The organism is Oleisolibacter albus, from assembly GCF_003336875.1.
Taxonomy (GTDB): Bacteria; Pseudomonadota; Alphaproteobacteria; order Azospirillales; family Azospirillaceae; genus Niveispirillum; species Niveispirillum album.
In genome coordinates this window covers 44,728-65,643 of sequence record NZ_QGNJ01000005.1, presented here as the reverse complement: position 1 = coordinate 65,643, position 20,916 = coordinate 44,728, and the positions used below count along the sequence as shown (strand labels likewise).

The following is a 20,916-nucleotide window of genomic DNA, read 5'->3' as shown; positions in this document are numbered from 1 at the left end:
GCCGGAGCCCCGCCGGGCGAACCCGGTCGGGGCTGGGGGTGGCGGGCTTGCCTTCAGTCGCGGGGCTTGGGCATCGCGTCCTCCATCGTGGTGACGTCCGTCATCGCGCTGTCCGACCCCGCAGCCAAGCGCCTAGACCAATGATTTGATTGCCTTTCTATCCAATGAAGGACGAGGCCCATGGCCGGCAACGGGCAGCCGCTGGCGGTGATCGCCAAGCTGCTGGACCTATCGGAACGCCGGGTCCAGCAGCTCAGCCGCGAGGGGGTGATCCCCAAGGCCGAGCGGGGTTCTTACGATCTGGTGGGCGCCGTGCGCGGCTATGTGCGCTACCTGCGCGATCTGGCACAGAAGGCGCAGGGCGGCGTCGCCGACCTGCCCACCGAACGCACCCGGCTGGTCAAGGCCAAGGCCGACCTTGCCGAACTGGACGCACAGCAACGGCGCGGCGATCTGGTGCCAGTGGCAGAGACGGCACTGGCCTGGGCGGCGGTGACAGCCCGGCTGCGCGCCCGCCTGATCGCCCTGCCGGATAAGCTGGCCCCCCTGGTCCATGATGCCGCAAACCCCGCCGCCGTCCGCGTCCTCCTGCGGTCGGCGATCGTCGACGCGCTCGCCGAACTCGCGGCGACGCCGGTTGTCGTCGCCGCTGCGCCTGATCGGGCATCCGGGGCTGGCGAAGCTGGTGACGACGGCGTTGCAGATGCTGACGCCGCCGCCGGACCTGACGGTGAGCCAATGGGCGGACGCCAACCGCCGGCTGAGTTCTGAGGCCAGCGCCGAACCGGGCCGCTGGTCCACCGCCCGGGCCGAATACCAGCGTGGCATCATGGATGCCGTCTCCGACCCGGATATCGAAACCGTGGTGGTGATGTCGTCGGCCCAGGTCGGCAAAACGGAGGTGCTGAACAATACGGTCGGCTATCACATCGACCAGGATCCAGCACCGATTATGGTGGTGATGCCCACCGAGCGTGATGCCGAGACCTGGTCGAAGGACCGTTTCGCGCCGATGGCCCGCGACACGCCGTGCCTGACCGGACGGATTGCGGATCCGAAGTCGCGCGACGGTTCCAACAAGATCCTGCACAAGCGGTTTGCCGGCGGCCACCTGACCATCGTCGGCGCCAATGCGCCGTCCGGGCTGGCCAGCCGGCCGATCCGCATCCTGCTCTGCGATGAGGTGGACCGCTATCCGGTCAGCGCCGGGGCGGAGGGCGACCCGGTCAAGCTGGCGCGCAAGCGCACGGTGACGTTCTGGAACCGCAAAATTGTGCTGGTCTCCACCCCTACCCTGAAGGGGGCGAGCCGGATCGAAACGGCGTTCGAGGAAAGCGACCGTCGCCGCTTCTGGGTGCCGTGCCCGGATTGCGGCCAGCATCAGGTGCTGACCTGGGGGCAAGTGCGCTGGGACAGCGACCCGGAACCCCGGCCGGATAGCGCCCGCTATGTCTGCATCCACTGCGCTTCCGTCTGGGGCGATGCCCGGCGCTGGCAGGCGATTGCGAAAGGCGAGTGGCGGGCAGAGACGCCGTTCGCCGGCATTGCCGGCTTTCACCTGAATGAGATCTATTCCACCTGGGTTCGGCTGGCCGACATGGTGCGGACTTTCCTGTCGGCCAAGGCCGCCGGCGATGAGGCGATGAAGACCTTCGTCAACACCTCGCTGGGGGAGACCTGGCAGGAAAGCGGTGAAGCCCCGGACTGGCAGCTTCTCTATGAACGGCGCGGCGGCTACCGCTTCGGCACTGTGCCCACCGGTGGCCTGTTCCTGACCGCCGGGGCCGATGTGCAGAAGGACCGCATTGAGGTGTCGGTCTGGGCCTGGGGCCGCGGACTGACCAGCTGGCTGGTGGACCACATCGTCATTGAAGGTGGGCCCGAGCGGGCGGAAGCCTGGGCGGCGTTGACGCTGCTGCTGGGCCGGACATGGCAGCACGCCCATGGCAGCCGGCTGGGGCTGGCGCGGCTGGCCATCGACACCGGCTATGAGGCCCCGGCGGTCTATGCCTGGGCACGCTCGGTCGGCTTCGCGCAGGTGGCGCCGGTCAAGGGCGTGGAGGGCTTCAACCGCGCGGCACCGGTGGTCGGCCCGTCCTATGTCGACGCCACAGAGAATGGCCGCAAGGTGCGGCGCGGGGCGCGGCTGTGGACGGTGGCGGTGGCCACCTTCAAGAGTGAGACCTACCGTTTCCTGCGGCTGGCCCGGCCGACGGACGAGGATTTCGCCGCCGGCATCACCGTGCCCCCCGGCAGCCTGCACCTGCCGCAGGGGGTGGAGGCCGAATGGGTCAAGCAGCTGGTGGCCGAGCAGCTGGTCACGGTGAAGACCAAGCGCGGCTTCACCAAGCTGGACTGGCAGAAGCTGCGCGAACGCAATGAGGCGCTGGACTGCCGGGTCTATGCCCGCGCCGCCGCCTGGATCGCCGGCATCGACCGCTGGGCCGAGACGAAGTGGCGGGATCTGGAGGATCAGGTCGGACCGGCGCCCAACGCCGGTACAACCCCGGCCCCGCTGGTGCCGGACGCCGGGGGGCCGACCGCCGGTCACCTTCAACGCCCCACCGCAGCGGGGGAGAAACGCCGGTGCGGCTGGCTGGGTGGACGCAATCAGGGATGGTTGGGATGAACTGGACCCAGGGAGAACTGGACGCGCTGCGCCGCGCCTATGCCGCCGGCACGCTGCGCGTCAGCTATGACGGCCGCAGCGTCGATTACGGCTCCGCCGCCGACCTGCTGTCGCGCATCCGCACCATCGAACGGGAATTGGCTGGCAACACATCAAGCAAACTGCCGGTGGCGGGCTTCACCGGCTTCCGCCGCGGGGAGCGCTGATGGCCGGGCTCTGGCTCGACCGCGCCCTGGGGCTGGTGGCGCCGCAGGCGGCCCTGCGCCGTGTGCTGGCCCGCCAAAGCCTCGACCGGCTGACCCGCGGCTATGACGGTGCTGCCAAGGGACGCCGCACCGACGGGTGGCGGGCACCAGGCAGTTCGGCCGATGCCGAGATCGCCGTGGCCGGGGCGCTGCTGCGTGACCGGATGCGCGATCTGGTGCGCAACAACCCGCACGCCGCCAAGGCGGTGTCGGTGCTGGTCAACAATATTGTCGGTTCCGGCATAATGCCGCGCGCCGCCTCGGGCGACGATCGGCTGGACAAGGTGACTGACGCCCTGTGGCAGGAGTGGTCGGCACGGTGCGATGCCGACGGGCAGCTGGATGTCTACGGGCTGCAAACCCTGGCCTGCCGCCAGATGGTCGAGGCGGGCGAGGTGTTGCTGCGCCGCCGGCCCCGGCGCGCGGCTGACGGGTTGCCGGTACCGCTCCAGATCCAACTGGTCGAGGCCGACCTGCTGGATGCCGGGCGCAATGGCGATCTTGCCGATGGCGGCCGGATCGTCCAGGGCATTGAGTTCGACCCGCTGGGAAGGCGCCGGGCCTATTGGCTCTACGCCCAGCATCCGGGCGACGCCGTGGTCAGCCTGCGCCGCCGGCTGGACAGCGCCGCCGTGCCCGCCGCCGAGGTGGCGCACATCTACGAGAAGCAGCGCGCGCAGGTGCGCGGCGTGCCCTGGGGCACCCCGGTGATGCGGGCGCTGCGCGATCTGGACGACTGGACCCAAGCCGAACTGGTGCGCAAGAAGACCGAGGCCTGCGTGGTCGGCATCGTGCTGGGGGCCGACGAAGGGGAACAGGGCATTGCCCCCTCGGTGGTCGATGCCGATGGCCATCGGGTCGAGCAGTTCGAGCCCGGCCTGATCGCCTATGCCCGCGGCGGTAAGGATATCCGCTTCAACCAGCCCGCCACCACGGCCGGCGTGGCGGAATGGCTGCGGGCGCAGTTGCACATCATCGCCGCCGGCTTTCGTATGCCCTACGAGTTGCTGACCGGCGACCTGTCCCAGGTGAACTATTCCAGCATCCGCGCCGGGCTGGTGGAATTCCGCCGCCTGATCGAGGCGGCGCAATGGCAACTGGTGATCCCCATGCTGTGCCAGCCGGTCTGGGATTGGTTCACCACCCAGGCCTGGGCGGCAGGCCGGTTGCCGCGCCCGGATGTCCCGGTTGAATGGTCGCCGCCGCGCTTTGAGGCGGTGGACCCGCTGAAGGACGCCATGGCCGACCTGCTGGCCATGCGCTCCGGCACCATGACGCTGGCCCAGGCCATCGCCCGCCAGGGCCATAACCCCGAGGCGGTGCTGACCGAGATCGCCGCCATGAACGCCCGCCTGGACGCGCTCGGCCTTGTGCTGGACAGCGACCCGCGCCGGGTGACCAAGACCGGCGCGATGCAGGCCGGTGAGGCTGTTTCCAACCAGGACTGACCCATCATGCACGGCACCCTTGACCTGCCGGCGTTGCGCCCGGCGGCCGTGGCCGCCAACCATTTTGGTAGCACGCATAGCGTGCGGGCGGCTGACCTTGTGCTGGCCAGCTTCGACGAGGCCGACCGCTCGGTGGAACTGGTCTGGTCCACCGGCGCGCGGGTGCGCCGCCAGCCGCTGTTCGGGGAGCCCTTCGACGAGGAACTGAGTCTCGACCCCGCCCATGTCCGGCTGGAACGGCTGAACGGCGGGGCACCGCTGCTGAAAGTCCATGACATGGGAACCCTGGACGCGGTGATCGGCTCGGTGGTGCCGGGTAGCGCCCGCATCGAGAATGGTCGCGGCATCGCCCGCGTGTGCTTCAGCGACCGGGCCGACGTGGAGCCGATCCTGGCCGATATCCGCGCCGGCCATCTGCGCGCCGTCTCCATCGGCTATCAGGTCCACCGTTTCGAGGTCTCCCGCCCGGCGGCAGGGCCGGAACTTTGGCGCGCGGTGGACTGGACGCCGTTCGAGATTTCCGCCGTGCCGGTGGGCGCCGATCCCGCCGCAGGCTTTCGCAGCGCCGAGCCGCTCTCCCCCTGCGTCGTGGTCCGTCCCGGCGCACTGTCACCCGCCACGAGGACCCCCATGGACGAAACCCAGACCCAACCCGCCGCCCCGGACGTGGCGACGCCCCCGGCATCCGAAGGAATGCGCGCCAGCGCCACGCCGCCGCCGCCCGATACCGACGCCCTGGTCGCCCGGGCGCAGGCGGCAGAACGCGAGCGGGTCGGCACCATCCACGCGCTTGCCGGGCGGTTGGGGCTGGAACGCGGCTTTGCTGACGATCTGGTCCAGCGCGGCACCGGCCTGGACGAGGCGCGCCGGCTGATCCTGGACAAGGTGGCGGAGGCGTCGGACCGCACCCGCATTTTCCCGCAGGTGACCGTCCCGCTGGGCGGCACGGACGAACGGCTGTTGCGGCGCGAGGCGGTCAGCGCCGCCCTGCTGCACCGCTACAGCCCGACCCTGTTCCCGCTCTCCGAACATGCCCGCGAGTATCGCGGCCTCAGTCTGCTGGAACTGGCCCGCGAGTTCCTGACCCAGGCCGGGGTGGCGGTGCGAGGCCTATCGCGCGACGAGATCGCCACCCGCGCGCTGCATTCCACCTCCGACTTCCCCGAGGTGCTGTCCGCCGTCACCGCCAAGACCCTGCGCCAGGCCTACGAGGTCTATCCGCGCACCTTCACGCCCTTCTGCCGGCAGGTGCTGGCCACCGACTTCAAGGCCATGCACCGGGTCCAGATCGGTGAGGCGCCGCAATTGCTGAAGGTCAATGAGGGGGGCGAGTTCCAGCGCGGCACCATCGGCGAGAGCAAGGAGAGCTACCGCATCGAGACCTACGGCCGGGTGGTGGCGATCACGCGGCAGGTGCTGATCAACGACGATCTCGACGCCTTCACCCGCGTTCCGGCCATGTACGGCACCGCCATCGCCACCCTGGAAAGTGACGTGGTCTGGGGCATCCTCACCGCCAACGCCGCCATGGCCGACGGCAAAGCGCTGTTCCATGCCGACCACAAGAACCTCGCCGGCACGGCGGCTCCCCCGACCGTCACCGCCATCGGCGATGCCCGCGCGGCGATGGCCAAGCAGACCGGGCTGGACAAGAAGACCGTGCTGAACATCCGGCCGTCCTTCCTGATCGTGCCGGCGGCGCTGGAACTGACAGCCGAGCAACTGGTGGCGCAGAACCTGACGCCGGCCAAAACCAGCGACATCGTGCCCGCCTCCATCCGCACCCTGACACCCATCGCCGAGCCCCGGCTGGACGCCGCCAGCGCCACCGCCTGGTATCTGGCGGCCAACCCAGCCCAGATCGACACGCTGGAATACGCCTACCTGGAGGGGCAGCAGGGCGCCTACATCGAAACCCGCAACGGCTTCGATGTGGACGGCGTGGAGATCAAGTGCCGGCTGGATTTCGGGGCCAAGGCCATCGACTGGCGCGGCCTCTACAAGAATGCCGGGGCCTGAGCCATGACGGACCCGTTTCCCGTTCTCAGCATGCCCGGCCAGAAGGTGCCCTTCACCGCGCCCAAGCGGCCGGTGCATGTGGTCTTCATCCATTGCAGCGCCAGCGACCATGCCGCCCATGACGATGCCGCCGTGATCGACCAGTGGCACCGCCAGCGCGGCTGGCGCGGCATCGGCTATCACTTCTTCATCCGCGGCGATGGCACGATCCAGCGCGGCCGCCCGCTGGAGCAAATCCCGGCTGCCCAGGAAGGCCATAATAGCGGCTCCATCGCCATCTGCCTGCACGGCTTCAAGACCTTTGCCCCGGCGCAGTTCGACGCCCTGCTGCGGCTGGCCGACGCGATGGACACAGGCTATGCCGGCCAGGGAAAGCGCCTGCGCTGGCGTGGGCACCGCGAGGTTGCCGCCAAGCTCTGCCCCAACTTCGACTATCGCGCCGTCCTCGGCCTGGATGGGGGCGGCTTCCGCATGCCGGCCGTGCCGGCCCTGTCCTGAAGGAGCATCCCCATGCGCTACCTGATCGAACGCCTGCGTGAGCGCAGCACCTGGCTTGGTCTCACCACGCTGCTCTCCGCCTTCGGCTTCTCCCTCGACCCGGCCCTGGTGGACCAGATTGCCCTGGTCGGCGGGGCGGCGGCCGGCCTGATCCTCATGCTCACCCCCGACCGGCCCGCCCGCTGAGGACCGGGCCGAACCCGACCGCCAAGGAACCGCTTCATGAAAAACCACATCCAGCCCGGCACCACCCTGACGCTGGCCGCCCCCTACGCCGTGTCCTCCGGCGAGGGAGTGCTCGTCGGCGCCCTGTTCGGCATCGCGGTCGCCTCGGCCGGCAGCGGCGAGCCGGTCGAGGTCTGCTTGGTCGGCGTCTTCGACCTGAAGAAGACCGCTTCCCAGGCCTGGAGCGCCGGGGACAAGGTCTATTGGGACAACACCGCCCGCGAGGCCACCAAGACCGCCACCGGCAACATCCTGATCGGCGCCGCGGTCACCGCCGTCGGCAACAGTGCCGGCGAGACCGTCGGGCGGGTTCGGCTGAACGGGGCCGTCGTCTGACACTGACCGGCCATGATCGATCCCTTCCAGGCTGCCCTCGATCCGGTGTTCACGGTTTTCGGCACGCCCGCCACCTATCTCGGGACCGACGGGGTTTCAGTCCCGCTACGGGTCATCGCCCGCCGCGGTGACGTCGTCACCGGCTTCGGCACAGCCGATCTGGTTTCCGATGCTGCCCTGTTCGAGGTGCAGGCCGCCGATCTGATGGTGGCGGGTGTCCGGCCGGGGGCAGGGGACCGGCTGCTGCTCGGCGGTGACCTGTTCGAGGTCCAGGGCGCACCCACCCGGCGCGATCCGGATCGGCGAATCTGGACGCTGGAAACAGCACCGGTCCCTGCGGACCAGCGCTGACACGAGTTTCCTTCACCATTCCTCATCCCGCCGTCGTCCTGCCTGGGATGGCAGCGGCTGGCCATCGGTTTTGGCGGGACGCCGGTGGTCAAGTCTGTCCATGTCCCCGCTACAGGAGATCTCGTCCATGCCGTCCTATCGTCCCCTCGTTCTCATCAACGGGCAGATCCAGCAGCTTCCGCTGGGCGCCACGCTCGACGCCAAGATCCAGGAAGTTGACGCGGTTGAGTTGCAGGCCAAGCAGGCCATGTCCGCCGGTATGGCCGTCTATGTCAGCGCGGCCTATCAGTGCCAGCTGGCCGATGCGGCCGATGATGCCAAGGCTACCGTGCTCGGCCTCGTCCTGGGTGCTGTGGCATCGGATGCCTATGTCACCATTCTCACCGACGGCGTTCTCGAGGTCACCGATTGGACCGATGCCGCCGGCAGCGCCGCCCTGGTGCCCGGCAGCTTCTACTATCTCGGTGCCATTCCCGGGACGTTGACGACAACGCCGCCTGCCAGCGGCAATCTTGTCCATATCGGGCAGGCGCTGACGCCGACCAAGCTGGAAATCAGCCTGGAACGGCCGGTGAAGCTGGCGTAACCGTCCATGCGCCTTGCCGCTGCGATCGAAGGCCGTCTTGCTGAGATGCTGGCGGCCGACCTCGCAGCGGCGGAGCGCGCTGTCACCGCCGGGTTGCGGGAGGCGAGCGACGGGCTGAAGGCCGACCTGCGCGGCCAGATCACCGGAGCCGGCCTCGGCCAGAGGCTGGCCCGGACCTGGCGCAGTGAGGTCTACCCCAAGGGTGGGCGGAGCATCCGTGCCGCCGGGCTGGTCTGGAGCAAGGCACCGGGCATTGTCGGCTTGTACGATGAGGGGGCGGTGATCCGCTCCCGTCACGGTTTGTTCCTCGCCATCCCGACCCCGGCCGCCGGCCGCTATGGGGATGGTGGCAGGAAGATCACGCCGGGCGGCTGGGAGCGGCGCACCGGACTGCCATTGCGCTTCGTCTATCGCCGCCGCGGCCTGTCGCTGCTGGTTGCTGACAACGCCCGGCTCAGCAAACGGGGGCGGGTGACCGGCAACCGGGGCCGGCGCGGCGATGCTGCCTTCACCCGGCTGGCCGGGCGCACCACCGTGCCGGTGTTCATCCTGGTGCCGCAGGTGCGGGTGAGGAAGCGGCTGGACGTGGCCGGGGCGGGCCGTGCCTGGCAGGGCCGTTTGCCCGGTCTGATCCTGCGCCACTGGCCGGAGGCGTAGGCCATGCCGAGCATCCGCGAGACGGCGTTGTCGGCGCTGCTGGTGCGGCTCGCCGCCGTGCCGAACGCCACGGCCGGGCGGGAAATTGCCGTGCCCGAGCGCATCCCGCCCGGTGGCCTGCTGATCCTGCGCGACGGTGTACCCGGTGAGCCCGAGGTGACGCTGTCGCCGCTGCTGTATCACTACGACCACATCGCCGAGATCGAGGCGCTGGTCCAGGCGGCCGACCCACCGCTTGGCCGGCCCGGATCCGGCCGGGCGCGCGCCCTGGATGACCTGCTGCGGGCCCTGGCCGCGTCGCTCGCCGCCGACCGCACGCTCGGCGGCACCGTTGACTGGCTCGCCTGGGGGGCACCCGAGACCGAGGACATCGCCGTCGCCGGCGGGGCCGCCATCAAGGCCGCCCGCGTGCCGGTGACGCTCACCTACTCCACGCCCGATCCCCTGACCTGATCCGGGAGACCCGACCATGGCCCGCGCCACCGGCGCCCATGCGCAGCTGCTGGGCGCCTTCGAGACCGCCTACGGCACCGCCCCCGGCGGTACTTTCCACACGCTGCCCTTCGTCAGTTGCGACCTGGGCAGCCAGCAGCCGCTGGAGGCGTCCGACGTGCTGGGGCTGGGGCGCGATCCCGCACCACCCTCGCGCGACGTCATCACCGCCGAGGGGCAGGTCACCGTGCCGGTGGACCTGCGCAGCATCGGCTTCTGGCTCAAGGGCCTGTTCGGGGCACCCACCACCACCGGCACCGGCCCCTACATTCATGCCTTCACCTCGGGGGCCGACACGCTGCCGAGCCTGGCGCTGGAGATCGGGCACCCGCAGGTGCCGCGCTACTTCCTGAACCTCGGCGTCCTGGTCAACAGCCTGAGGCTCGGCTGGGCGCCGTCGGGGAAGGCCAACGCCACCCTGGCCGTGATCGCGCAGGGCGAGACCGATGCCGCCGCCTCGTCCGGTGGGATGCCTACATCCCCCGCCTTCCAGCGCTTCCACCAGTTCCAGGGGCGCATCCGCAAGGACGGGGCGGCGCTGGCCAATATCACCGCCGCCGAGCTGACCTACGCCAACAACCTTGACCCGGTCCGCGTGATCCGGGACGACGGCAAGATCGAGGGGGCGGACCTTGGCGTAGCATCCTGCACCGGCAATCTGGCGGCCCGCTTCGCCGACATGGTGCTGCTGGACGCCGCCACCGATGGTACCGCGATGGCGTTGGAGTTCGCCTGGGTGATCGACGCCGACCGGTCGCTGACCATCGCCTTGCCATCGGTTTTCCTGCCCAAGCCGCGCATCCCGATCACCGGCCCGGCCGGCATCGAGGCCCGCTTCGACTGGCAGGCCGCCAAGCCCGACAGCGGGGGCTTCGTCACCGTCACCCTGAAGAACGACGTCGCCAGCTACTGATGGTATCAGGATGGGTGATCACGAGAACGGATTTAAGGTCGCCACGCCGGTTGGCTGAAAATGGCGGACATTGCGGGTAACGACCGTCAGTCCATGTTCCAGTCCGGTCGCAGCGATCATCAGATCCGCACCCTCATGGCCGATCCCGGCACTGAGGCGTCCCCATCGGCGGGCAGCCTTGAGGTCGAACGGCAGGATCCGCTCGCCATAGGTGGTCAGGACACGGTCCAGCCACGTGGTGAGGGACGCGGCAAAGGCAGCATCTTTCGACCGTTGCAGGCCAATGCCGCGTTCTATCTCGCCAATGGTGACGGTGCTGATAAACAGATCGGCCGTTGGCTGTTCGCTGATCCAGGCGACGATACCGGGATTGCGGTCCCGTTTTCGCAGTTCTGACAGCACGACAGTATCGAGCAGGAACATCAGAATTCCACATCACGCGGAGGCGTATGGGAACGCTCGAAGGATCCATCATCCTGCGGCATCGCCAGCAACATCTCGGCAAGTGACGGTGCCCGTTCGCGGTCCAGTTGATGCAACCGTGCGAACGTGTCTGCGGCAACCACAATGACAGCAGGCTTACCATGCCGGGTAACCATTTGTGGCTCCCCGGCCAAGGCAGCATCGACCACTGTACTGAATTTGTTCTTGGCGTCCTGTAACGACCAGCTCGACTGAGACATGGCAGCACCTGTCCAGAATTTCTGTCCAGAATATGCGCCGTGGTCCGAAGCCGGTCAAGGTTCAACCAATCTCAGGGGATTGCCCACCATGATCCGCCTCGACTTGGCCCGCGAGCCGTTCTGGCTCGATCTGGGAATGGGGGTGCGTCTTCACCTGCGGCCCTGTACCACGGCGCTGGTGCTGGCCGCCCGCCAAGCCGTGCGTGATGCGGACATGACCGACGAACCGCCGGACCTCGTGCAGGGCACGCGCACCGCCACCTTTCTGAAGGCGATGGGCCGGCTGGCCATCCTTGGCTGGGACGGGGTGGGCGACGCCGATGGCAACCCGGTGGTGCCCACGCCAGAAGGGATCGACGCGCTGCTCGACCTGCACCCGGTGGCCGACGCTTTCAGCCTGCGCTATCTGGGGCCGGTGGCGCTGCTGGAACAGGAAAAAAACGTCTGAAGGCCCGCGCCGAGTGGCACCTCGGCGGCGGGCCACAATACTGCGCGAACTGTGCGGCTGCCGGCCTGCCCTGTGCCGAGGGGCGACCAGGACCGACGGGCGCTCGCTGCCCCTATGATGAGCACGCCCCGCAGACGGTGGAGGGCTGGCAGGTCTGGGATCTCGCGCTTGCTTGCGCCGGGCAGCTTCGGATCGCACCGAGCGGGCTGGTGCTCGGTTTCGATTATGGTGCCGTGCTGACCATGGCAGCGGCACACGACTTGCCAGCCGCAGTCGTGGCCGTTCTGGCGCCTGCAATCGAAGCAACTCTTGTTGAGGTAGTTTCTCGCGAACAAAACACCCTTGGACGATAGTGAATTGGCACAGAATTTATTATCGGGCCAGGGATACTTGCTCCATGTCCATTACAGATCAGGAAGCAGACGCTTGCCCTAACGATGAGGAAGGCGGTGTTGGTCCGCCATCCGAACAGCGACTTGCGAGTTCCACGTCTCGATATCTGTCACTCTCGGGCTTACCAAAGGACAAATCCTTATTGAATACTATTAATGCCTTGACGAATTTCTTCATTGAATCGAGTCGAGCGCGACGTGACATTGGATATACTCGATAAGCGCCAAAATTGCCTGCGTCGCGTATCAATGCTGACTAAGAACCTCCATAACCTCAACCCCCAAGCTGTTCTGCAAAGAGCGAAGGCTCTCTGGAAAACACCGACCTGATGCCAGGAATATATCAATCGAATATCGAGCACTCTTGAAACCGCGCTCTGCTTCCATAACTGCGCGATATTTAACGCATTGAAACAGCCCGCGCACTAGATCAACATCATCGGAAATCCTTGACTTTACTTCTACAGCAACTAATCTTTCTGGCGCCTCAAACAGCACGTCAATCTTGTCCCCGGAGGGTAGGGAAGCCTCTGTCCTTCCGCGAGTATGGGTGGGCAGACCTACGAGCCTGGGATTGTTGGAGACATATTCCTTTAGACTGCGGTGCTCCTCGCCCTCGCCACCACCGCCGCTCTTTCCAGTCTTGGCTTTCTCAATGATGTTGGAGGCACCGCTTGAGGCGGGAGCCAGCTTGCAGGCTTCCAAAACATCCTGCCAGTAGGGGTAGGCATAAACCTCGTGCCAATAAGCCTCGAGATACGCGCGCTTATCGGCTGGTGAGAGGTTTTGGTACTCCTTCATCCTCTGGGCGAGAAATCCCTCAAAGCCCTCTCCTGGAAGCCGATGATGCTGATTTATTACCAGGGACTGGATGTGAGGTATTTCACCCCATCTCGGCTCGAGAGACAGCTCGCTTAGAGTGGTGCCGATGCTACCCAGCACGTAGTTCAGATTGCGAGGGTTTGGCATACCGAGTTCGGTGGCCAATGCCTCATAGAATATCGGCTTTCGAGAGGCGGCCTGACGAACAAGTATGGGCAACGCTTTTCTTGCGCGAATTTGGTAGAGCTTGTCGCCAAACATATTCTGGGCTTGCGACACCGTCTCTGTCACTTGTTCCCTCCTGACACTTGACAAAAGGCTGTCGTGCGCGGTCTAGGCTATGACGAGCCGGATTGTATAGTGTCCTCGCCCTCTAGCGTGACGAACACGTTTCCGATGTTCATCCTCCAAGTTCTACCTGCCCATCTCTTTGTTAGCGCCATTTTACCCTCTGGATATCGAGCATATACGACGGATCTCACGAGCATAGGCGGAGAACGCAAATTTAAGCTCTGTGCCACAACGTCGGATCATGGGCAACAGGTATTGAGCCGCAATTTCGGTTGTGGGCGCGAAGCAGACACCGCATTTGGGTTGCAGCGATCCCCGCTCTGGGTTAACAGCGGACTTCCAAACCAAAATCATTCTTGAACGTTAGCGCGAAAGTCATCGTATGTCCGACCGTACCATTGCCGTGCGCCTCGCCGCCATCGGCGGCGACCGGGTGCGGGCGGATCTGCGCGAGGTTGGCACCACCGGCGAACGCGCCCTTCAGCGCATCGAGCAGGCGTCCCAGCCGGCCTCCCGTGCCTTGCAAGCCGTGGACGCTGCGGCCGGCGAAGTCCGCAGCGGGGCGGAGGCGATGGCGGGGCGGCTGGGGCCGGCGGGCGCGGCGCTGGCGGCCCTGGGGCCGGTGGGGCTGGCGGCAGCGGCGGCCATGGGCGTGCTCACCCTCGGCATCACCGAGGGGCTGAGGGCGGCCGGCGAGGCGGAGCAGTCCTACCGCCGCCTGGAGGCGGTGCTGAAGGCCACCGGCCATGCCGCCGGGCTGACCGCCGAGCAGATCGCCGCCTTCGCCGATGGCCAGGAGGCGGCGACGCTGGCCAGTGCCGAAGCGGTGCAGGACGCCGCTTCCGTGCTCGCCACCTTCCGCTCCGTGGCCGGCGACACCTTCACCCGCGCCTTGACCCTGGCCGGCGACATGGCGGCGGTGTTCGGCGGCGACCTGTCGTCGTCGGCCATGCAGCTTGGCAAGGCGCTGGAAGACCCGGTGGAAGGGTTGAGCGCGCTGCGGCGGGTCGGCGTCAGCTTCACCGGCAGTCAGGCGGAGGTGATCCGCAGCCTTGTGGAGACCGGTCAGGTGGCCGGTGCGCAACGGATCATCCTGGATGCGCTGGAACAACAGGTGGGTGGTGCTGCCAAGGCGGAGGCCGGTGGCGTCACCGGGGCGGTCAATCGCCTGTCCGATGCCTGGGGCAAGATGCTGGAAGAGATCGGCAAGACCCCAGCCGTCGCCGGGCCGGCCGAGGCGGTGCTGGACCTGTTGGCCAGGGCCGCCAATGGTTGGGCCAACATCCTCCAGGGCACGCCCATCGACCAACGTATCGTTGCCCTGAACCGCCAGCTGGTGGAAGCGCAGGATCGGGCGGCGGAGATCCAGGCCATCGTCGATGCCTCCAACGGCCGGTTCGGCCAACGCCGGCTGGCCGACGCCCGCGCCGATGTCGCCAGCCTGGAAGCCGAACTGGACGCGCTGATCACCGAGGCCCGCCAGCAGGCTGATAAAGCCGATGCCGACCAGCGGCAGGCCGACGAAGGCCGTGCCCGCGCCGAGGCCGAAAAGCGGGCGGAGATCATTGCCGAGTGGCGTCGCAAGCTCGACGACGGGCTGGCCCAACTGGCCAATGATCCGGCGGAGCGCATCGCCCGCGTCAATGCCGAACTCGACCGCACCCGGCAGGCGCTGGAGGCCCTGCGCAGTCCTGACGGCAGCAATGCCGATGCTGTCAACAGCGCCCTGGCCAAGGCCGAGGAACTGGCGCGGCGGCGCATCACGCAGATCGAACAGCCCGAGCGCGACCGGGCGGCCCGCGAACAGGACGCGGAAACCAAGCGGCGGCAGGCCGCGATGGATGCCATCGACGGCCAGATTGCCGCCCTAGTGCGAGAACGGGATGCGGTCGCCCTGTCGGCGCGTGAGCGGGCCATCCAAACCGAATTGCTGCGCGCCGAAGACACCGCACGACGCGGCGGTATCGCCCTGACTGAAGCACAGCGGGAGGCGATCCGTGCGGAAGCCGGTGCTAATTACGATGCCGCCGCCGCGACGGCTGAGCGCAACCGGCTGATGGAGGAAGGGGCGCGGCTGACCGACAGCCTGCTCGACCCGACCGAACGCTATCAGGCGGAACTGGCGCGGCTCCAGGCCCTGCTGGAGGCCGGCGCCATCACCTGGGAGACCTACAGCCGTGCCCTGGAGCGGGCGGCACAGACCGATCCGGAGACGCAGAAGCGCAACCGCCTGCTGGAACACGGGGCGTGGCTGACCGAGCGGCTGCTGTCGCCGACCGAACAGTACGCCGCCACCATCGCGAAGCTGAACGAGTTGCAGGCGGCGGGCGCGATCACCGCCGAGACAAGGGGTCGTGCCGAGGAACAGGCGGCCGACCGGGTGCTGGCCGCCAGCCGGCGCTGGCAGGATGGCGCCATCCGGGGCCTGGAAGACTACGCCGATGCGGCCAGCAATGCCGCCGCCCAGGTTGAAGAGGTGATCAGCAGCGCCTTTGGCCGACTGGAAGACGCCCTGGTTGATCTGGTCACACGCCAGAAGCTGAGCATTGCCGACCTGCTGAATGCCATCGCGGCCGATTTCGCCCGGATGATGATCCGCATGTCCATCACCGCCCCGCTGGCCCAGGCGGCATCCAGCGCCCTGGCCGGGATCTTTCACGGTGGCGGCATGGCGGGTGGTGCCGCACCGGCGCGGATGGTGTCGCCGGCGGCGTTCCTGGCAGCCCCACGTCTGCATAGCGGCACCATGCCCTGGCTGGCAGCGGACGAAATCCCCGCCATCCTGCAACGTGGGGAAATCGTGCTGAACCGGGCGCAGTCCGCCGCCATGGTGGCGGGCGGCACCCGCAGCGACGTCGGGACCGGCGGGCCGGTCTATATGATCCAGGTCGATGCCCGGGGTGCCGACGATCCGGAAGCAGTGACAGCACGGGTTGAAGCGGCATTGGATCAGGCATTGGCCGTCCGCCTGCCGGGCGTGGTCAAGGCGGCTGCCAGCGTGGCCCGGTCGCAGGTGGCCGATGAGTGGAGCCGCCGCGGAGGGCGCCTGGGGTGAGCGATCTTGTCTGGCCCCTGGACCTGCGGCCGGCCAGCCAGGAATTCTACATCCAGACGCTCAGCACCGTCTGGGCCAGCCCCTATACCGGGCAGAACCAGGTGCTGGAGCGTGATGGTGCCCGCTGGGTCAGTCGCCTGACCTTCCAGCGTGGCGATCCGGTGGCCCGGCAGGTTGATGCCCTGATCGCGTCTCTGCGGGGTCCCGCCGGTACCGTGCTGGTACCGGATTGGCGGACCCCGGCCGCGCGTGGGACGCTGGCAGGAACGCCGCAACTGGCGGGGGGCAGCGGGCGCAGCCTGACCGTGACCGGCTTTGCCCCAGGGGCAACGGGCGTGCTGCTGCCCGGCGACCTGATCCAGACCTCGCCCGGTCGTGCCCATCTGGTCACCGCAACGGTCAACGCCGGACCGGACGGCGGCGCCACCGTGCCGGTGGAGCCGCGCCTGCGGGAGCCGGTTGCGGTCGGTCCGCTGGTCACCACGGCCTGCCGGGTGCGCATGCGCCTGTCGTCCGACGATGCCGGGCGCAACCCGACCGGCCCGCCGCGCCGCACCGAATGGTCGCTGGAACTGTTCGAGGTGCTGCCGTGACGCCGGACTGGCCGGCCGACATCCATCCCGTCGCGGTGGCCTTCTGGTTCGAGCCGGTGACGGCGCAGACCGTTTCGCCACTGACCCGGCAGACCCTGGCCCTGGAACGGGACGGCGCCCGCTGGGTGGCGGAGGTCACCGTGGAGCTGTCCGGCCCGCAGGCCGCCCGCTTCGGGGCGTGGCTGGCCGCCTGTCGCGGTCCCGTCGCCGCCTTCCGCGTGCCACTGTGGCTGCATGACGGGGCCGCCGGCTCGCTGCGGTCGATGGACGAGTACGCCGCTGCCATCGGCATCACCCGCTTTGCCGACGGCACCGATTTCGACGACGGCGCCGGCTTCATCGAGGGAAGCGGGCAACCCCACATCACCGGCGGCGTCGCGGCACGGTTAGCCGTGGCCGGCTTTGCACCATGGACAGAAGGGGTGTTGAGACCGGGCGATGCCGTCTCTGTCCCATCCGGCAGTGTCCATCTGCTGGTCCAGACCGGGCGCACCGACATTGACGGCCGGATGATCGTCACCATCCGTCCCCCTCTGCGCACCCCCATCGGCCGCGCGCCCCTGGCGACCGACGGGCTGACATTGCGGATGCGGCTGGCGGACGACGAGGCGGGCCGGGGGCGTACCCGCCCGCCGGCCCGGACCCGTTGGACCCTGAACCTTTTGGAGGATCTGGCGTGACCCAACGCCTCAGCGCCACCCTGGCCGCGGAGACGGCGCAGCCGGTGGTGCGGCCGGTGCTGCTGGCCCTGTTCAACTTTGCTGGCGGTGCCGTGCGCGCCTGGTCAGGGGTGGGCGATCTGGTCTGGGAGGGGCAGACCTGGGTTGGCGTTGGCAGCTTCGGCGCGGTCGGGCCGATTGAGGAAACCACCGAGGTGCGGGCGACCGGGGCGCGTTTCCAACTGTCCGGTGTGCCCTCCGGCCTGCTGAACGAAGTGGTTGGCGTCAGCGTCCAGGGGCGCCGGGCCCGGCTGTGGCTGGCTTTCATGGCGGAGGATTGGGGCGGCTTCATCGAAGCACCGGTGCCGCTGTTCGACGGGCGGATGGACATGGTCGAGGTCACCGACGGCGGCCGCATCGCCACCATCGCGCTCGCCGCCGAGAACCGGCTGCGCGACCTGGAGCGGCCACGGCTGCGCCGCTACACCAGCCAGGACCAGCAATCGGACTACCCCGGTGACCGCGGCTTCGACTTCGTGCCGGAACTTCAGGAACTGGAGATCCGCTGGGGGGCGCCCGCGGCATGACCCGGTTGCCCGACTGGCCGGAACGGCTCGACCGGGTGGTCGAAGCCGCGCGGCACAGCACCTTCGCCTGGGGGCGGGTCGACTGCTGCCTGTTCGCCGCCGATGCGGTGGTGGCGGTCACCGGCGTCGATCCCGCCGCTCCCTGGCGCGGTACCTACGCCGATGCCGGCACGGCTACCCGCCTGCTGGCGCGGATGGGGGGCCTTTCTGCAATGGCCGCCCGCGTTGCCCGCCATCACGGCTGGCCCGCGGTGCCTCCGGCCTTCCTCGGCCGGGGCGACGTGGCCCTGGTGCGGCTGGACGACGGCCGCCATGCACTCGCCGTCTGCCTGGGTGCCGCGCTGGTCCTGCCGGCGCAGCGCGGTCTGGCCGCCCTGGACCGCACCCGTGCGCTGTCCGGGTGGAGGATCGGCTGATGCCACCGGCCATCATTGCGGTCGGTGCCGCGGTGGCCGGTTCGGCGGCGGCTGCCGCTGTGGGGGGCGGGCTGATCGGGGCCCTGGTCGGGGCCACGGTCACGGTTGGCGTCTCCTATCTCGGCAACCGCGTCATCGGCACCCCGAAACCCAGCCAAACCATGCTGGATGCTGCTGGCCGCACCCAGATGCTGGTGCAGCCGGTGACCAGCCATCACATCGTCTATGGCGAAGTCCGCACGGGTGGCCCGCTGGTCTTTGCCCATACCCGCACTGATGGCGGCAGCAAGCTCGACATTCTGCATCTGGTCGTCGTCCACGCCGCACACGAGGTGGAGGACCTGGGTACGGTCTGGTTCGGTGACACCGCCATCACACTGGATGGCAGTGGGGCCGCCACTGCCGCACCCTGGGCCGGCAAGGTCCATGTCTGGAGCCATGCTGGCCATCCGGACCAGGGGGCCGATGGGGTGCTGGTGGCGGAAGCGGGCGGGCGCTGGACCCATAACCACCGGCTGCGCGGGCGGGCCTATACCCATCTGCGTCTACGCTACGATCAGGACGCGTTTGCCAGCGGCATTCCCAATCTCAGCCGGCTGGTGCGGGGCCGGAAACTCTGGGATCCGCGCGACGGTGCCACTCGCTGGTCGGCCAACGCCGCGCTATGCATCCTCGATTATCTGATGGCGCCCTGGGGGCTGGCCGCCGGCCCGGACGAGATTGACGTTGCCGGCTGGATCGCCCAGGCCAATATCTGCGACGAACAGGTCGCCACCCTGACCGGCAGTGAACCACGCTACACCTGCAACGGCGTGCTCGATCTGGCCGGGCGACCGCTGGACAATCTGGAATCCCTGCTGACCAGTTGTGCCGGCCGATTGAGCTTCACCGGTGGGAAGTGGCGGCTGGCGGTAGGGGCATGGCAGCCGCCGACCGTCATCCTGGGGGAGAACGAGCTGCGAGCGCCGGTATCCTATCGCCCCTGGCGCTCACGGCGCGATCTGGTCAACATCGTGCGCGGGGCCTTCACCAGCCCGGCGCAAAACTGGCAGCCGACCGACTATCCGCCGGTGGCCGACGCCGCTTCCATCGCCGCCGATGATGGCGAGGCAGCCCTGACCCTCGATCTGCCCTTCACCACTTCGCACACCATGGCCCAGCGCATCGCCCGCATCGCGCTGCGCCAGAACCGCCGACAGAAGAGCCTGGACTGGCCCGCTAATCTGGCAGGCCTGCGGCTGGCTGCGGGTTATCCGGTGGCGGTGTCCTTGGGGCGGCTTGGCTTGGCTGGCACGCCGTTTCGGGTGGAGACCTGGCGGCTGACCGAGGAGATGGGCGTCGATCTGGCGTTGGCCGAGGATGCCGCCGACGTTTACGCCCACGATCCCTCCTGGCTGAAACCCATGTAGCCCCATGCGCGATGCCCGCTTCATCCTGCCCGGCGTTCGCGCCGCCCTGGACGGCAAGGCGCCGGCTGACCATAGCCACAGTCTTGACGATGTGACGGGGCTGTCCACGGCGCTGGACGGCAAGGCAGCGATCATCCACAGCCACGCCCTGGCCGACCTGCCGGTGGCCAATTTGGGGGAGAGCGATCCCGCAAAGCTTGTGCGCGCCGACGATCCCCGGCTGTCGGCGGGCAGTGGGGCAGGCGGATTGGCAGCCCAGCGCAATCTGGTGGTCAATGGCTGTGCCCGCGTCTCCCACCGTCCGGCCGCCCCCCTGGCCGCCACCTGGCAGCCGGGGGAGGTCGATTTGTGGCGGGTCCGGGCCGACGGCAGCCCCAGCGCCGGCACGGTGAAGCGCGCCACGGGCGTGTTCACCCTGTCGCCGTCGGGGGCCGCCTGCCTCGTCCAGGGTGCCACCCTGGGCAGCGGTGGTGCCATCCATTGGCGCCTGCGTCTGGAGGCGGCCGATGCCTTGCGGTTACGTCACAGCTCGGCGGTGCTGTCGGCGCGCGCCTACCATGATTGCGGGCGGGATGTCGGCTGGACCCTGACGCTGGCCCACGCCGGCGCCCCCGACAGCTTCTCCAGCGTCAGCACCATCGCCACCACCACCATCACCGTGCCCCACGACAGCAACACCGACCTCGTCCTGGCCGTGCCCGACATGGGCGCCTGCGAGACCGGGCTGCAGATCACCGTCACCGCCGCGTGCGGGGCCGTGTCCGGCCGCTGGTTCTATCTGGGTGCCGTCCAGTTGGAAGCGGGAAGCACCGCCACAGACTTCGACTTGCGCCCCAGCGCCCTTGAGACGGCCCTGGTCCACCGCCAGCTTCGGCCGATCGCCACCGCCTTCGGCCGCGCCAATTCCGGCACCAACATCCAACTGACCGTCAACCATCCCGGTATGCGGGCGGCCCCCGCCTATCAGGTGACAGGGGCGTTGACCATCACCGACATGGTGACCGCCAATTATACGCAAGCCTCCGCTGGCATCGGCAGCATCCACGAGCGCACCGCGGACGGCGGGCGCTTTGATGTCAGTGGCTTTTCCGGTCTGACCAGTGGCACCCCGGTGGTGTTGACCAGCCTCGGCGGGCGGCTGCTCGCCAGCGCGGAACTCTGA

At 68.3% G+C, this 20,916-nt stretch carries 25 protein-coding genes; 22 read left to right on the top strand and 3 right to left on the bottom strand.

What is annotated here, in order from left to right:
• Positions 1 to 180: 180 nt before the first annotated feature.
• From DK368_RS21985 to DK368_RS08490, 13 genes are all read left to right on the top strand, one after another.
• On the top strand, positions 181 to 771 hold the full coding sequence (locus DK368_RS21985; RefSeq protein WP_193552271.1) for a terminase small subunit, Nu1: 591 nt from the start codon (positions 181 to 183) through the stop codon (positions 769 to 771).
• A complete protein-coding gene (locus tag DK368_RS08540; protein WP_193552276.1) occupies positions 704 to 2,629 on the top strand; it encodes a phage terminase large subunit family protein in 1,926 nt (641 codons plus the stop codon). The genes DK368_RS21985 and DK368_RS08540 overlap by 68 nt, the downstream gene beginning before the upstream one ends.
• Positions 2,626 to 2,835, top strand: coding sequence for a phage head-tail joining protein (locus tag DK368_RS08535; RefSeq protein WP_114393525.1), 210 nt, complete (start codon positions 2,626 to 2,628; stop codon positions 2,833 to 2,835). Before DK368_RS08540 ends, DK368_RS08535 begins: the two co-directional genes overlap by 4 nt.
• Complete coding sequence (locus tag DK368_RS08530; protein ID WP_114393524.1) at positions 2,835 to 4,322, top strand: phage portal protein; 1,488 nt, start codon at positions 2,835 to 2,837, stop codon at positions 4,320 to 4,322. Before DK368_RS08535 ends, DK368_RS08530 begins: the two co-directional genes overlap by 1 nt.
• Before the next feature lie 6 nt (positions 4,323 to 4,328).
• Positions 4,329 to 6,341 carry a prohead protease/major capsid protein fusion protein gene (locus DK368_RS08525; RefSeq protein WP_114393523.1) on the top strand — a complete coding sequence of 671 codons (2,013 nt, stop codon included), beginning with the start codon at positions 4,329 to 4,331 and terminating at the stop codon, positions 6,339 to 6,341.
• 3 nt (positions 6,342 to 6,344) lie between these two features.
• On the top strand, positions 6,345 to 6,839 hold the full coding sequence (locus tag DK368_RS08520) for an N-acetylmuramoyl-L-alanine amidase (RefSeq protein ID WP_114393522.1): 495 nt from the start codon (positions 6,345 to 6,347) through the stop codon (positions 6,837 to 6,839).
• Between the two features lie 12 nt (positions 6,840 to 6,851).
• Positions 6,852 to 7,025 (top strand): hypothetical protein, encoded by a 174-nt coding sequence (locus DK368_RS21735; protein WP_193552270.1) that lies wholly within the window; start codon positions 6,852 to 6,854, stop codon positions 7,023 to 7,025.
• 36 nt (positions 7,026 to 7,061) lie between these two features.
• Positions 7,062 to 7,400 carry a DUF2190 family protein gene (locus tag DK368_RS08515; protein WP_114393521.1) on the top strand — a complete coding sequence of 113 codons (339 nt, stop codon included), beginning with the start codon at positions 7,062 to 7,064 and terminating at the stop codon, positions 7,398 to 7,400.
• Between the two features lie 12 nt (positions 7,401 to 7,412).
• Positions 7,413 to 7,751: a head-tail joining protein gene (locus tag DK368_RS08510; protein ID WP_114393520.1), complete on the top strand. Its 339-nt coding sequence runs from the start codon at positions 7,413 to 7,415 to the stop codon at positions 7,749 to 7,751.
• A 127-nt stretch (positions 7,752 to 7,878) separates the two neighbouring features.
• Positions 7,879 to 8,337: a hypothetical protein gene (locus DK368_RS08505; RefSeq protein ID WP_114393519.1), complete on the top strand. Its 459-nt coding sequence runs from the start codon at positions 7,879 to 7,881 to the stop codon at positions 8,335 to 8,337.
• Between the two features lie 6 nt (positions 8,338 to 8,343).
• Complete coding sequence (locus DK368_RS08500; RefSeq protein WP_193552269.1) at positions 8,344 to 8,994, top strand: DUF6441 family protein; 651 nt, start codon at positions 8,344 to 8,346, stop codon at positions 8,992 to 8,994.
• A gap of 3 nt (positions 8,995 to 8,997) precedes the next feature.
• Positions 8,998 to 9,447 carry an acyl-CoA transferase gene (locus tag DK368_RS08495; RefSeq protein WP_114393518.1) on the top strand — a complete coding sequence of 150 codons (450 nt, stop codon included), beginning with the start codon at positions 8,998 to 9,000 and terminating at the stop codon, positions 9,445 to 9,447.
• 16 nt (positions 9,448 to 9,463) lie between these two features.
• Positions 9,464 to 10,399 carry a phage tail tube protein gene (locus tag DK368_RS08490; protein ID WP_114393517.1) on the top strand — a complete coding sequence of 312 codons (936 nt, stop codon included), beginning with the start codon at positions 9,464 to 9,466 and terminating at the stop codon, positions 10,397 to 10,399.
• An 18-nt stretch (positions 10,400 to 10,417) separates the two neighbouring features.
• On the opposite strand, the gene DK368_RS08485 is transcribed toward DK368_RS08490, so the two are convergent.
• Positions 10,418 to 10,822 (bottom strand): type II toxin-antitoxin system VapC family toxin, encoded by a 405-nt coding sequence (locus DK368_RS08485; RefSeq protein ID WP_089290723.1) that lies wholly within the window; start codon positions 10,820 to 10,822, stop codon positions 10,418 to 10,420.
• Complete coding sequence (locus DK368_RS08480) at positions 10,822 to 11,082, bottom strand: type II toxin-antitoxin system Phd/YefM family antitoxin (protein WP_089290722.1); 261 nt, start codon at positions 11,080 to 11,082, stop codon at positions 10,822 to 10,824. The genes DK368_RS08485 and DK368_RS08480 overlap by 1 nt, the downstream gene beginning before the upstream one ends.
• 88 nt (positions 11,083 to 11,170) lie before the next feature.
• Here DK368_RS08480 and DK368_RS08475 point away from each other — a divergent pair, with 88 nt between their 5' ends.
• Positions 11,171 to 11,530 carry a hypothetical protein gene (locus DK368_RS08475; protein ID WP_114393516.1) on the top strand — a complete coding sequence of 120 codons (360 nt, stop codon included), beginning with the start codon at positions 11,171 to 11,173 and terminating at the stop codon, positions 11,528 to 11,530.
• A 137-nt stretch (positions 11,531 to 11,667) separates the two neighbouring features.
• Positions 11,668 to 11,883 carry a DUF7697 family protein gene (locus tag DK368_RS22385; RefSeq protein WP_420818893.1) on the top strand — a complete coding sequence of 72 codons (216 nt, stop codon included), beginning with the start codon at positions 11,668 to 11,670 and terminating at the stop codon, positions 11,881 to 11,883.
• A 285-nt stretch (positions 11,884 to 12,168) separates the two neighbouring features.
• Here the strand turns inward: DK368_RS22385 and DK368_RS08470 are convergent, their stop codons facing one another.
• Complete coding sequence (locus DK368_RS08470) at positions 12,169 to 13,035, bottom strand: hypothetical protein (protein WP_205028108.1); 867 nt, start codon at positions 13,033 to 13,035, stop codon at positions 12,169 to 12,171.
• 382 nt (positions 13,036 to 13,417) lie between these two features.
• On the opposite strand from DK368_RS08470, the gene DK368_RS08465 reads away from it, so the two are divergent.
• The 7 genes from DK368_RS08465 to DK368_RS08435 are packed head-to-tail and all read left to right on the top strand — an operon-like array spanning position 13,418 to position 20,916.
• Entirely contained in the window at positions 13,418 to 16,090 is a 2,673-nt protein-coding gene (locus DK368_RS08465) for a phage tail tape measure C-terminal domain-containing protein (protein WP_114393515.1), read from the top strand.
• On the top strand, positions 16,087 to 16,683 hold the full coding sequence (locus DK368_RS08460) for a hypothetical protein (RefSeq protein ID WP_114393514.1): 597 nt from the start codon (positions 16,087 to 16,089) through the stop codon (positions 16,681 to 16,683). The genes DK368_RS08465 and DK368_RS08460 overlap by 4 nt, the downstream gene beginning before the upstream one ends.
• The gene (locus tag DK368_RS08455; protein ID WP_114393513.1) at positions 16,680 to 17,363 is read left to right on the top strand and encodes a hypothetical protein; all 684 of its coding nucleotides are present in this window, start codon (positions 16,680 to 16,682) and stop codon (positions 17,361 to 17,363) included. The genes DK368_RS08460 and DK368_RS08455 overlap by 4 nt, the downstream gene beginning before the upstream one ends.
• Entirely contained in the window at positions 17,360 to 17,929 is a 570-nt protein-coding gene (locus DK368_RS08450) for a hypothetical protein (RefSeq protein WP_114393512.1), read from the top strand. The genes DK368_RS08455 and DK368_RS08450 overlap by 4 nt, the downstream gene beginning before the upstream one ends.
• Entirely contained in the window at positions 17,926 to 18,345 is a 420-nt protein-coding gene (locus DK368_RS08445; RefSeq protein ID WP_114393511.1) for a DUF6950 family protein, read from the top strand. The genes DK368_RS08450 and DK368_RS08445 overlap by 4 nt, the downstream gene beginning before the upstream one ends.
• Positions 18,345 to 19,754, top strand: a complete 1,410-nt coding sequence (locus DK368_RS08440; protein ID WP_114393510.1) for a phage tail protein — start codon at positions 18,345 to 18,347, stop codon at positions 19,752 to 19,754. The genes DK368_RS08445 and DK368_RS08440 overlap by 1 nt, the downstream gene beginning before the upstream one ends.
• Before the next feature lie 4 nt (positions 19,755 to 19,758).
• The gene (locus DK368_RS08435) at positions 19,759 to 20,916 is read left to right on the top strand and encodes a phage tail fiber repeat family protein (protein ID WP_114393509.1); all 1,158 of its coding nucleotides are present in this window, start codon (positions 19,759 to 19,761) and stop codon (positions 20,914 to 20,916) included.